The following is a 12456-nucleotide window of genomic DNA, read 5'->3' as shown; positions in this document are numbered from 1 at the left end:
GAAGTTGCCGGAGTTTATTTTTTTACGCTCTTCAGCATCGAGGTAATGGATGTATTAATCTCTTCCGAGATGTTAAAACGATAAATGACAGGAATGAACAAAAGGATGAATAGAACAGATCTGATAATGGAATCAATATAAATATTCAGCATAAATGGCAGCAAATAAGCGCAAAGCCCACAAACAAAAGCTATTACAACCACCAATAAATTTTTTAAAGTATAGGGCTGGAGTTTAAATTTATAATATAAAAATCCGAATCTCATTAGGTTATAAAAACAAATTGAGATCAGGGAAGAGTAAGCCGCTCCTTTAATACCATATTTACTTATTAAAACGTAGTTCAAAGGCAGTGCAAGTAGTGTATAAATCGCTGTAGTTGTGAAGTCAACTTTCCAGTAACTTGAAGTTCCCAGTATTTGCGTATTAGCGCCGGTTCCGAGATCAATCAATTTTCCAATTCCAATGATCAGAATTGCGAAACTGACACCGTAAAATTTATCTCCCAGGAATTGTTCAAGATTACCGCTATTCAATACAAATAGAATCAGCATTGCCAATCCAATGACCAACAAATTACTGACACTTTTATTGTAAATACTTGAAATTTTGGGCAAATCCCTGTTCTTCCAGGCATCGGCCAAAATAGGAATGGTAACAGAATTCAGACTTCGCTGAGGCACTTCCATTAAAGTAACTACATAGGTTGCAATTGTAAAAATGGCTGCATCTGCAAGGCCTCCTTTACTTACGGAAGCGAGAATAAACGTGTCAATAGTTCTTGCTAGCAGATTTAAAAAATGAGCGCCAAAAATAAACAAGCCAAAATTTACCATTCTGGATTTAAGCCTTCTTGTTACATTACTTAATTTAAAAATAAAGGCAAACTTGCCTGATTTCCTCAAAAAACGATACAATAAAACACCCGATAACAAATAGGAAAAAGAAAAGAAGAGAAGGTATTGTTGCTCAGACAAAAAGGAAACGGACAGCAGTAGAGTAAGAATGGTAAAAAATATTCTTGGAAGGATCTCCCTTAAGCCATTCGTAAGAACACTTAACCTGAATGACCAGCCAAAACTTTCCAGCCACATAAATGCTAACATAAAAAAACTGAACGGGTAAACCAGATAACTATATTCTACAAATAAGGGAGACTTTTCTGAGTATTTCCTAACAATGATATCCTGACTAAAATATCCAATAATACATACCAAAATAAAGCCACTCAGGCAGATGAATCCGGTAATAGCTGGTAAATCACTTTTTTTGGAACTGAGATAATCGTTATAAAACGGAAAAAACTTATAAATAACCGGAATAGTGCCAAAAGTTGAAAGTGTAGCAAGTGTAATACCGGCATCGGTAATGATCCTGGTTAATCCTAAAAGTTCCGGTCCCAGTATCTTTGGGCCTAAAATCAACATGTTTACAGCACCAAATGCAAATCCAATGTAGATAAGGATAGACGACCGGATGCTTTGCTGTTTGATTAAACCCATTCAATGGAACTTAAATGCTATTAAAATCCTCTAAAGTAATGTAATAAGTCAAACTGGCTGGATTCGAAATATAATATTAGAATATTGAATCTATATTACATTGAAATTAAATAAGTTGCAAAGTTGAAATTTATTTCAAAGACCGGTATCGTAAATTCTAATAACACACGTAATCTTGTAAACGATTTAGCCGTATATATTAAATTTATATTTAATGAAAGTAGTGATTTTTGCAGGTGGTCTTGGAACCAGGATATCTGAAGAAACGGAAACGCGACCAAAGCCGATGGTCGAAATTGGTGGCCGTCCGATTCTTTGGCATATAATGAAGATCTATGAAAGCTACGGTTTCAATGAATTCATCATTTGTCTGGGATATAAGGGGTATGTGATTAAGGAGTACTTTATGCACTATTATCTGCATAATTCAGATATTACCATTGAGTTGAAAAATAACAAGGTGGATGTTCACTTTACCAATGCGGAATCTTTTAAGGTGACGCTGGTAGATACTGGTTTGAATACCAAAACTGCAGGAAGACTTAAAAGAATCCGGCAATACCTGGATAATGAGGACTTCCTGCTTACTTATGGTGATGGAGTTGCTGATGTTGACCTGTTGAAAGTGGTAGACTTTCATAATTCACATAATAAAATAGCAACCGTAACTGCTGTTCAGCCGGAGGCCAGGTTTGGTGGTATGACTATTGATCCTGCCGGAGTAGTTATGAATTTTAAAGAAAAACCAACAGGTGATGGTAAATGGATCAACGGTGGTTTTTTTGTTCTAAAACCGTCCGTTTTTGAGTACCTGGCAGATGATATGGATAATGTGATGTGGGAAGATGCGCCTATGGAAAACCTTACAAAAGATGGCGAACTCGTTGCCTATCGTCATACAGGTTTCTGGAAATGCATGGATGCCTTGAGAGATAAAATTGAACTGGAAAATCTTTGGGAAAGTAATAATGCCTTATGGAAGAGATGGTGACCACTAACTTAAGAGACCTCATGCGGTTTTATTCATCAAAAAAGGTGTTTATAACTGGTCATACCGGCTTTAAAGGCGCATGGCTATCTATGTGGCTCTCACAAGCAGGAGCAATTATTAAAGGATATTCACTGCAACCTCGATATGATCATGGATTGTTTAATTATTTGCCTTCCGATCTGTTCCAGGAATCAGAAATAAATGATATCAGAAACGCTGAAGCGTTGGAAAAATCTATTAATTCCTTTCAGCCAGATATCATTTTTCATTTAGCAGCACAACCATTGGTACGGGCTTCTTACGATAATCCAATAGAAACTATTGAGACCAATGTGTTGGGTACTGCCAATTTGTTACAGAGCCTCAAATCAGTCCATTCCAAATGTGCTTGTGTTGTGATTACTACCGACAAAGTATATAAGAATAACGAAGATGGTAGATTGTATAAAGAATCCGATCCGCTAGGCGGGTATGATCCCTATAGCTCCAGTAAAGCTTGTACAGAAATTGTTACAGAGTCTTTCAGAAGTTCGTTTTACAACCCGGTCAATTATGCGGCTCATGCTAAATCAATAGCAACCGCAAGAGCAGGGAATGTTTTCGGGGGTGGCGACTGGAGTGAAGATCGACTCGTGCCTGATATTGTAAAAGCGCTCCAGGAAAATAGAAAAATCAAGTTGAGAAACCCGGCTTCAGTACGGCCCTGGCAGCATGTACTCGAGCCGATTTCCGGTTACCTGATCTTGGGGCAATTACTTTATGAATCGCCCCTGGAATATTCGGATGCCTTTAATTTTGGTCCGGAAATGAGCGATCATTTTACAGTTGGCGAACTCACGCAATTATTTGTGGACGCATGGGGACAGGGAAAATGGACTAATATCAGTAATGACCATCAAAAACATGAAGCATCACTGCTTCAGCTGGATATTTCAAAGGCCAAGTCCAGTTTGAACTGGAGGCCGCGTTTATCCGGAAAGGCGGCAGTTGAATGGGCAGTGGATTGGTATAAAGCTCCTGCCAATGAAAAACTTTACTTAACGAAAAAGCAAATTCAGGACTATACCGGATTATGGAATTTATAAAAACAACATTAGATGGCGCTTATCTAATCTTGCCAGAACCAAAATCGGATTCTAGAGGTTGGTTCGCACGTTTTTTCTGTAAAGAAGAATTCAAAACCATCGGCCACAATAAAGAATGGGTGCAGATGAATCATTCATTCACATCGGCAAAAGGTACCGTACGTGGTATGCATTTTCAGCGGCAACCACACAGCGAAATAAAACTTGTAAGATGTATAGCGGGTAAAATAGTAGATGTTATTATAGACCTCAGACCTGAATCACCCACTTTCAAAAAATATCAGGCATTTGAATTATCAGCCCAAAATAAACACATAATCTACATTCCGGAAGGTTTTGCACATGGTTTTCAAACACTCGAGGATAATACTGAATTAATTTACCTTCATTCCAATTATTATAATCCGGAATTTGAATCTGGAATAAGGCATAATGATCCTGCTATCAGTATCAACTGGCCATTGGAGATAACCAATATTTCAGAGAGGGACTTAAATTTTCCGGATTTCCAAGATAAATAAAGTAACGATGAATTGCAGATTTTGTAAAAATCAACTTTCCGATATATTAATTGACTTGTTTAATTCGCCGGCATCCAACTCATTCCTTACCAGGGAGCAGTTAAATGAACCGGAAGTATTTTATCCGTTAAAAGTATTTATCTGTAACAAGTGCTTTCTCGTTCAGATTGATGAGTACAAGAAGTCTGATTCCATATTCAATAATGAATATGTATATTTTTCATCCTTTTCAAAAACCTGGCTGGAGCATTCCAAAGCGTATACCAGGATGATGGTGGAAAGATTTCATTTAGATAAGAATTCAAAAGTGATTGAGATCGCCTCCAATGATGGCTATCTTCTGCAATATTTTAAAGAATTGGACATTCCGGTATTGGGAATTGAGCCTACTGCCAATACTGCCAAAGTGGCCATTGAAAAAGGTATACCAACTTTGGTTGCTTTTTTTGGTCGCCAGCTCGCCCGGCAATTGAAAGAGGATGGTAAATCCGCTGATCTGGTTTTGGGAAACAATGTGCTGGCCCATGTACCGGATATTATTGACTTTGTTGGTGGACTCAAAATCGTTCTCAACCCCTCCGGCATTGTTACTATGGAGATTCCTCATTTAATGGAACTTATCCGTAATAACCAATTCGATACCATTTACCATGAACATTTTTCTTACCTGTCTTTTTACACCGTAAGAAATATTTTCAGAACGCTTGATCTGGAAATTTTTGACGTTGACAAACTTTCAACACATGGCGGATCAATCAGGATTTATGCAAAACACAGCGATGATTCAAGTAAAGAAATTTCAAATAGGGTAGAAGCTCTGATAAATGAAGAACTCGAATGGGGACTTACTAAAATGGATACCTATTTGAATTTTACGCAGCAGGCGTTTACTATAAAAATAGATTTACTGGATTTCCTGCTTAAGTGCAAATCAACCGGAAAAAAAGTTGCTGCATATGGTGCAGCTGCAAAAGGAAATACACTGCTGAATTATTGTGGTATTAAATCGGATCTGATTGATTTTGTGGTAGACCGGAATCCAAATAAACAACATTTGTATCTACCCGGCAGTCATATTCCCGTTGTGGATGAAACTCATTTAAAGCAATCCCGACCCGATTATGTACTGATACTTCCGTGGAATTTGAAATCAGAAATTATTGAGCAACTGAAATACATTGCTGAGTGGAATGGGAAATTTGTTGTTCCAATACCCCGACTTGAAATTATAAATGACTAAACCACATAAAATACTAATTACAGGTGCTACCGGCTTTATCGGCACTAATTTGATTCCGATTTTGTTGGAAAATGGGTATTCTGTTGTTGCCAGTTCAAGGGATATTGAAAAAGCCAGATCTCAGCCCTGGTTTAAACAAGTGGAATATATCTCCTGGACGATCGAAAATACTCCAGCCAATATCAATCTTTTCAAACATTTTAATCAACCAGATCTGTTGATTCATTTAGCATGGGAGGGACTTCCCAATTATGGTTCTTCCCATCACATTGAATCCAACATGATGGCTAATTATTTTTTCTGTAAAAATTTAATTCAGCATGGTTTAAAAGATCTGACAATTGCCGGAACCTGTATGGAATATGGTAAAGTAAATGGGGAATTAACAGAAGACATGCCCTCCAATCCGAAGAATGCTTATGCAATTGGCAAGGTTAATTTGCTTAACTGCTTTCATGCGCTAAAAAATCAATTTGGTTTTGATTTAAAATGGCTTCGATTATTTTATACGTATGGAGAAGGACAGCATAAAAACTCCCTGTATGCACAATTAATGGAAGCCATTAAAGACAGAAAAGAATGCTTTAATATGAGCAAAGGTGACCAAATCAGAGATTACCTTTCTATACAGGAGATGGCTACATTTATAATGAAGGCAGCCTTACAAAAAAACATCACGGGTATAATCAATATTTGTAGTGGCCATCCCATTACAGTAAAATCATTTGTTGAAAATATTATCAAACAACACAATTCATCCTTACAATTAAATACCGGGGTATTTCCTTATTCAGAGCACGAAGCGATGTATTTCTGGGGGAACAATTCTAAACTATCTAAAATAATTACCAATGAATAACCCAATTGCGGAATTCTTAAAAGAACGGGAGCAGAGAATTGAGTCGAACGGAAGTAATTCCCCACTCAAACAGGCTGCTGAACAATTTAACCTGGAATCCAATAAAAGTCAGTATTCCTATAATTTTTCCTGGATGGGTCGCCCCATTATTCAATATCCCCAAGATATGATCGCGATGCAGGAGTTGATTTGGGATATTAAACCAGATCTGATCATAGAAACAGGTATAGCACATGGTGGTTCCCTGATCTATTATGCATCACTACTGGAATTAATAGGCAAAGGGGAAGTACTGGGTATTGATATCGATATAAGGGCACATAATAAAGCTGCTATTGAAGCTCATCCAATGTTCAAAAGAATCACAATGATCGAAGGCTCATCCATTGCTTCCGATACGGTTGATAAAGTGAAAGCGTATGCTGCCGGAAAGCAAACCATCATGGTCTGCCTTGATTCTAATCATACACATGAGCATGTACTGAATGAACTGAAGTTATATGCACCGTTTGTAACGAAAGATTCATACCTGGTTGTTTTCGATACTATTGTTGAAGACATGCCAGATAATTACCTTCCTGGCAGACCCTGGAAAAAAGGGGATAATCCAAAAACAGCGGTATGGGATTTTGTGAAAGAGCATCCTGAGTTTGAAATCGACCACAGTATTGATAATAAACTTCTGATCAGCGTAGCCCCAGAGGGATATTTGAAACGTGTGAAATAATCGGAATGCTTCAGGAAATCACTACTTCGCAACCGGCCGTATCCTTTTGTATTTCTACATACAAAAGAACAGATTACCTGCAAAAACAATTAGAGGCGATTCGTCAACAAACTATACCCGACTGGGAAGTTATTGTATCTGACAATGATGCAGAAAATCACAGTGCAAAACAGGTAGTTGAATCTTTTGAAGACAGCAGATTCCGTTACCTGAGCAATAATGAAAATCTGGGAATGGTCAAAAGCTTTAACAGAAGCCTCGCCCATGCAACTGGAAGATTCGTTGTTATGCTGACAGATGACGATCCCGTTTATCCTGCTATTCTGGAAACATTGCTGGATTTAGAACGCCAACATCCGGGATATGGAATGTACATGGGTAGTCATGATACCTATTATGAAAAGCTCTGGCTTTCCCATCTGGCTAATCGTTCACCTGGTATTTACTCAGGGTTGGCAAATCTGGAAATTGGTGCTGTCAGGGAATTTAGTGCGGATATCTTTTTAAGGGAGTTTTGCACGGCTGATTTTGGGGGAGGAATACTTTGGTCATCTGGTATGGTAAAACGAGAAATTGCACAAGCAATGGGTGGTGTGCCTGATTATGGAACGCCCTTTCTTTCTGATGCTGCTTACCTGATCCTGGCCGGAAGTCAAAATGGGGCAGTTTTTACAAATACGGCAGTTGGCTGTCAAACCATTCATGGTTCCAATTATAGTTATGCAAATAGCAACTATTCTTATCTTGAAATTGCACCCAGGGCCTTTCATGAATTTATTGTTCGAGAGCTAAAGCTGCAATCAAATTCAGAAGATATGGGAGTTTTGAATAAATATATTGGACAAACGCTTACCACCTATTTTATATTTTTAAAACGAGTTCTGGATTTATCCAATACTACCAATGAAAGTTTTACCAACAGCATTCGTAACATTTATAGCTGGTCCATAATGCGCAAATGGCATATGAAGTATAAAATTGGTGTAAAATTTCCTGAGCTTTTTAAGTTGGCTGTTCAATTCAAAAAGGTTGTACTTCCCAAATAATAAATAATATGGATAGTACTGAACCTTTTTTTTCAATAATAATCGTTGTATACAATGGTGCAAAAACAATTTCATCAGCTATAGACAGTGTGCTGGCTCAAGTATTTACAAATTTTGAACTGGTTATTATTGATGGCGGCTCCAAGGATAATACTGTTTCCATTATAAAAAATTATGGTAATAAAATCCACTTCTTCAACTCTGAACCCGATCACGGTATCTATGATGCCATGAACAAAGGTATTGCGGCTGCAAAAGGAGAATACCTCTATTTTCTTGGATCAGATGACACCTTGCTTAATGAGAATGTATTACAACAAGTTGCTGATTCCATCAACCGGCACCCGGCTGATCTTATTTATGGAAATGTTCTTATGTCAATCTCTGGCCAGCGTTACGATGGAGCTTTCAGCTTTGCAAATCTGCTTACCAAAAACATTTCCCACCAGGCAATTTTCTATAAGCGAACTATTTTTCAGCAATTGGGTGGGTATAACCTGGAATACAAACTGCATGCAGACTGGGACTTTAACCTGAAATGTTTTACTTCCCCAACTATCCAAACACAGTTTATGGACGTACTCGTTGCACGGTTTACCGAAGGTAATACCAGTTCAAAACCAGATCGGGATTTTATAAAATCAGGATTAATTCCCGATATCATACGGTACAATTCCAAAAATCCTGATTTTCTCCGCTCAATTGCCAATTTTGATTTTCTATGGCGACAAATCAGAAATGCTTCCATCAAAAATGTAACTGATATAAAACTCACCGGTCTGAAAGCACCTTACCTTGACCAGATGATTCGGTTTCAGAGTAATATCCGGCCGGCTCTTCTTTCCTCTGGGTTTATTTCAAAAGGCATGATGACGCTCTGTTATCTATATTGTAAATTGAAAAAAGCAATATGAAAGAACTGAGTGTCATATATGTTAACTACCATAGTGAGGCTTTCATAAAATCCAGCATTTTATCCTATATCCATACCACTCAGCTTGAACTGGAAATCATTATTGTCGATAACTCCGGCTCAGAAGAAAAATTCATTCAGCTCCTGCAGGAGTTGCCTGCAATACGATATATTAATGCAGGATACAATGCCGGTTTCGCCAGAGCAAACAATATTGGCATTTCCAATGCTTCTGCAACCAATTTGCTGTTATTGAACCCGGATACTTTATTACCCGACAAGGTGCTGGATACAATTTTCCACGACTTTAGCAACTCCAACTATGTAGCCGCAGGTGCCCAGCTCCTGAACGAAGACAAAACACCTCAGATCAGCGGGAATTATTTTGTCAGAGGAGGCCTCAACCACTTTCTGCCCTTACCAATTCTTGGTAAACTGCTCAAAAAAACGGCACTCCTCTTCAATGCCAAAAAAACCAATTTGCCCGATTCCAATTCACTGGTAGAAGTTGACTGGATCAATGGTGCTTTTATCCTGGTCAAAAAAGAGGTGATCGCTAAAGCAGGCCTGCTGGATGAAGATTTCTTTTTATACGCTGAAGAAATCGAATGGTGTTCAAGAATTCGCCAATATGGTAAGCTCGCCATTTTTGGCCAGCATAAAGTTATTCATCTCGAAAGTGCATCAGCAAACGAAGCTTTTCAGTCTTCGGGTAAAGGTTATTACAATCTCTACGACAAAAAAGGACTCCAGATTATGGTCTCCAATTTCCTCCGGATCAGAAAACAATATGGAACCGTTTGGTTTTTGATTCACCTGGCAGTTTACTCATTGGAGTTGCCTTTATTATACATATCCAATGCAGTTCGCTCAATTCTGGGACGAAACTCTTTTCCAAAAGGACTTATTACAGGGTATCGTAAAAACCTGGCCAGCCTTTACAAACTCAGTCCGAAAATGATTCGCAATCAACCCTGGTTTTACAAAGTGCTATGACACTTCAGGTGTTTCCTTCTTTTTCCGATATTCAACAACTGCGCCTGATACCAGCAAGAGCAATAAAATAATCGTACTCGCAGTTGTAATCGTCTTACTCAACGCCACAGCCTTGGGCTCAAATTTGAATTCAATCGTATGCTGACCAGCCGGAATTCCCATCCCCCTCAACAGATAATTCGTTTTCACATGCGGAACCAGCTTGCCATCCAGGTAGGCATTCCAGCCCTTGTCATAATAGATCTCACTGAATACTGCAAACTGAGGACTCGCAGAAGAGCTTTTATACACTACCACATCATTTCGGTTCTCAACCCAGCTAATACTTGCTGTTGAATCATATACAGGTGCAGTTCCCGCTGCTTCCTTAAATTTCTCCTGCACCACCGCAACCTCTCTTAAATTGGTACTGTCAAGCGCCTGGATCTCCGCATTTCCATCTGCCACAAACTGCAACTGCTTCACCAGCCAAACCGGTCCGTATGCATTCGGGTTCATTTGCACCACCGGCTGTCCATCCGCTGGATTTTGCATAATGAAATACCGGGTATTGAGCATATTGTACACTTCCATATTACCCTTGCTCAGCTGATGCTCGATCAGATCCTGGTACAGCCCCAGTTTAGCCGGACTATAACCCCCAATAGAATTATGGAAATAGGAAGCGCGTGCAGATTCAAATGGACTACCACCTGTTGCCCGGTCAAATACCCGATAAGGCTGTTTGGTGTCCTGCAGGATCTGCAGATCCGCAGCATTCGGACTCAATCCTGCTTCAAACTCTTCCTTGTCTACAAAATTATCAGCGTTCAAATACCTGCGACCCACTGTAATCAGATCCAGGGATGATAATGCCACCAGGCCCAGCAACACAAAGGATAACTTAATACTGCCTTTCGCATAATAATACAACAAGCCAACCGCTAATAATATCAAGGCAAGCGCGCGTAGCAAATCCTTGCCATAAATTGTTTGCCTGTCATCCTGCAAGGCTGATACCACAGATTGCGCAAAGGATTGAGCCTGTTGCTGTATTTCCGGATTCTGCTGCCCTTGCGCCATCATGCTGGTCAATTGCTGTTTCAACTGGCTATCATTTGGGGAGGTGAAATCCGCCATCACATAAAAACCTATGAAAAGCACAAGTACGCCACCCAATACATAACCTGCCAGTTTCAGCTTCTTCCAGTCAAGTGTTCCTGCTTCTTTGGCTTCAATAAATTGCTGTAAACCAAGTCCCGCCAGCAATGGGAAAGTCAACTGCGGAATGATCAGTGCCATAGAAGGAGCCCTGAATTTATTATACAAGGGCAAATAATCAAACAGAAAATAATTCAGGCTGGAAAAATTCTTTCCCCAGGCTAAGAAGATTCCAATTATCGTTGCAGCTATGATCCATCCTTTATGCCAGGATTTTACATTGATCAAACCCAATATAAACAACGCGCAGATGATCGCACCCAAATATACAGGTCCCGATGTGCCAGGCTGATCTCCCCAATAAGCAGGTAGCTGTTGAGCAAATCCATCCGCCTGATCTTCAGACATACCTGTTTTCTCCTGGATCACTTGCGATACTTTGGTGTCTTCCCCAAATTCACTGCGCGGTTTTCCTGCTACCACCGTGGAGGAACTGCCTCCGTATACTCTCGGCACCATAAAGGTCATGGTTTCACTGATCCCGTAACTCCAGCCAAATGCATAATCCTTATCAAGCCCGCCTTTTGTAAGGTTGGTTGAATCTTTTCCAATGGTGATCTCTGACCTTCCGCCACGCATGGTTTCCTTCGCATAGTCCTGCAGGGGATACCAGCTGATCGCATACGAAGCAATCCCCAGCAATCCTGCGCCCAGTGCTACCAGTCCGCTTATGATTACCGGCTTAACATTCTTTGCGCGTATGGAATGAACGAGGTAAGCCACACTCATACAGGCCATGATTATTGCTGTATAATACACTACCTGAACGTGCTGTGTACTGGTTTGCAAGCCGAAAAACAAGGCCAGCAATCCCGCACCCAGCAAATACCTGCCCTGGAAAATCAGCACCAGCGAGGCTATTACTGCTGGCATATAGGCAATCGCCCACATTTTAGTATTATGTCCCACCGCAATGATCACCGGATCATAGGTAGCCCACGCAAATGCGATGGCTGCCATTGCTGCGATCAGCGGCTTCAGCCTAAACACAATCCCCATGAAATAAAAACTGATACAGGCCAGGAAGAAAAAACTTACCGGCACCGGCATCCAGAGCGTTAGCAAATTCTGTAAATAAATGGTTTGGATCACCGTGCCTTCAAATGCAATTGCAAAGGCCGGCATGCCACCAAACATACTATTGGTCCACAAGGGAAAATAGCCATACTTCTCTTTGAATTCAAACGACTGTTGTGCCATACCCCTCCATCCCAGGGTATCATGCTGCTCTACTACCTTTCCCATCAGGGCAGGCTGGCAATAGATGATTGCAATTACAAGAAAGGCAAGGACAGCGTACAGATGTGGGGCGGCTTTTTTGAACCAGGCTGAATTCATACGAGCTTTTCAGTTTTAAGCCGGCAAAATAAGACATA

Annotated in this window: 11 protein-coding genes; 9 read left to right on the top strand and 2 right to left on the bottom strand. The window is 39.9% G+C overall.

Annotated features, from left to right (window positions below):
- Window positions 1-14: 14 nt before the first annotated feature.
- Window positions 15-1502: a polysaccharide biosynthesis C-terminal domain-containing protein gene (locus L0U88_RS01060; protein WP_234863678.1), complete on the bottom strand. Its 1488-nt coding sequence runs from the start codon at window positions 1500-1502 to the stop codon at window positions 15-17.
- A gap of 214 nt (window positions 1503-1716) precedes the next feature.
- Here L0U88_RS01060 and rfbF point away from each other — a divergent pair, with 214 nt between their 5' ends.
- From rfbF to L0U88_RS01015, 9 genes are read left to right on the top strand one after another with little or no spacing between them, the layout of a single operon-like run.
- Complete coding sequence (gene rfbF / locus L0U88_RS01055; RefSeq protein ID WP_234863677.1) at window positions 1717-2493, top strand: glucose-1-phosphate cytidylyltransferase; 777 nt, start codon at window positions 1717-1719, stop codon at window positions 2491-2493.
- Window positions 2478-3578: a CDP-glucose 4,6-dehydratase gene (gene rfbG, locus L0U88_RS01050; RefSeq protein WP_234863675.1), complete on the top strand. Its 1101-nt coding sequence runs from the start codon at window positions 2478-2480 to the stop codon at window positions 3576-3578. Before rfbF ends, rfbG begins: the two co-directional genes overlap by 16 nt.
- Window positions 3566-4099 carry a dTDP-4-dehydrorhamnose 3,5-epimerase gene (gene rfbC / locus L0U88_RS01045; protein ID WP_234863674.1) on the top strand — a complete coding sequence of 178 codons (534 nt, stop codon included), beginning with the start codon at window positions 3566-3568 and terminating at the stop codon, window positions 4097-4099. The genes rfbG and rfbC overlap by 13 nt, the downstream gene beginning before the upstream one ends.
- Window positions 4100-4106: 7 nt before the next feature.
- Window positions 4107-5339, top strand: coding sequence for a class I SAM-dependent methyltransferase (locus tag L0U88_RS01040; RefSeq protein ID WP_234863673.1), 1233 nt, complete (start codon window positions 4107-4109; stop codon window positions 5337-5339).
- Entirely contained in the window at window positions 5332-6198 is an 867-nt protein-coding gene (locus L0U88_RS01035; RefSeq protein WP_234863672.1) for an NAD-dependent epimerase/dehydratase family protein, read from the top strand. Before L0U88_RS01040 ends, L0U88_RS01035 begins: the two co-directional genes overlap by 8 nt.
- Complete coding sequence (locus L0U88_RS01030) at window positions 6191-6925, top strand: cephalosporin hydroxylase family protein (protein ID WP_234863670.1); 735 nt, start codon at window positions 6191-6193, stop codon at window positions 6923-6925. The genes L0U88_RS01035 and L0U88_RS01030 overlap by 8 nt, the downstream gene beginning before the upstream one ends.
- A 5-nt stretch (window positions 6926-6930) precedes the next feature.
- Complete coding sequence (locus tag L0U88_RS01025; RefSeq protein ID WP_234863668.1) at window positions 6931-7971, top strand: glycosyltransferase family 2 protein; 1041 nt, start codon at window positions 6931-6933, stop codon at window positions 7969-7971.
- A gap of 8 nt (window positions 7972-7979) precedes the next feature.
- Entirely contained in the window at window positions 7980-8885 is a 906-nt protein-coding gene (locus L0U88_RS01020; protein ID WP_234863665.1) for a glycosyltransferase family 2 protein, read from the top strand.
- Window positions 8882-9880 (top strand): glycosyltransferase family 2 protein, encoded by a 999-nt coding sequence (locus tag L0U88_RS01015; protein ID WP_234863663.1) that lies wholly within the window; start codon window positions 8882-8884, stop codon window positions 9878-9880. The genes L0U88_RS01020 and L0U88_RS01015 overlap by 4 nt, the downstream gene beginning before the upstream one ends.
- Here L0U88_RS01015 and L0U88_RS01010 read toward each other — a convergent pair.
- Window positions 9875-12418: a YfhO family protein gene (locus L0U88_RS01010; RefSeq protein WP_234863662.1), complete on the bottom strand. Its 2544-nt coding sequence runs from the start codon at window positions 12416-12418 to the stop codon at window positions 9875-9877. The genes L0U88_RS01015 and L0U88_RS01010 overlap by 6 nt on opposite strands.
- Window positions 12419-12456: the final 38 nt, after the last annotated feature.

Origin of the sequence: Flavihumibacter fluminis, assembly GCF_021491375.1 — a bacterium.
Classification (GTDB): domain Bacteria; phylum Bacteroidota; class Bacteroidia; order Chitinophagales; family Chitinophagaceae; genus Flavihumibacter; species Flavihumibacter fluminis.
This window is presented reverse-complemented; position numbering and strand designations above follow the sequence as displayed.